The organism is Vibrio sp. Makdt, from assembly GCF_027587015.1.
Lineage (GTDB): Bacteria > Pseudomonadota > Gammaproteobacteria > Enterobacterales > Vibrionaceae > Vibrio > Vibrio chagasii_B.
Genome location: NZ_JAPPTH010000072.1, coordinates 1 through 462, shown reverse-complemented (window position 1 = coordinate 462; position 462 = coordinate 1). Strand labels below are relative to the sequence as shown.

Sequence of the window (462 nt, the reverse complement as noted above, 5' to 3'; positions counted from 1 at the left end):
CTTTCTCCACGAAGGAATTAAAACTTTTAGTGGGCGATTAGCTCAGTTGGGAGAGCACCTGCCTTACAAGCAGGGGGTCACTGGTTCGAGCCCGGTATCGCCCACCATTCTCTAAATATTCTTGGAAGTTAAAACTCCAAACCACTTCTTATGTCGTTGGTTGGTTTTTTCGACTGTGAGAGTCTTTAGAAAATGCATTCTTCGGAATACATGCTCTTTAACAATTTGGAAAGCTGACTGATTAACTCAAAGAGTTAATCAAATTAAAAGTTCTCAATGTTTATCCTTTGGATAAACACAACACAAACACATTCAAGTGTCTTGGCTTTTTGTCTTCACTTTTTAAAAGTGGAAATAAAGAGTGATTCAAACTTAGTTTGAATCGAAATTGAGTCCGGCAAACACGTAATAAGAACTAACCCTTCTTGTTACAACCAAAAACCTTGGTTAGTTGCCATACAC

The 462-nt window shown here is 38.1% G+C and carries 1 tRNA gene; it reads left to right on the top strand.

Annotated elements, in window-relative coordinates:
- Positions 1-31 precede the first annotated feature (31 nt).
- A tRNA-Val gene (locus tag OH460_RS27340) sits at positions 32-107 on the top strand.
- Positions 108-462 lie beyond the last annotated feature (355 nt).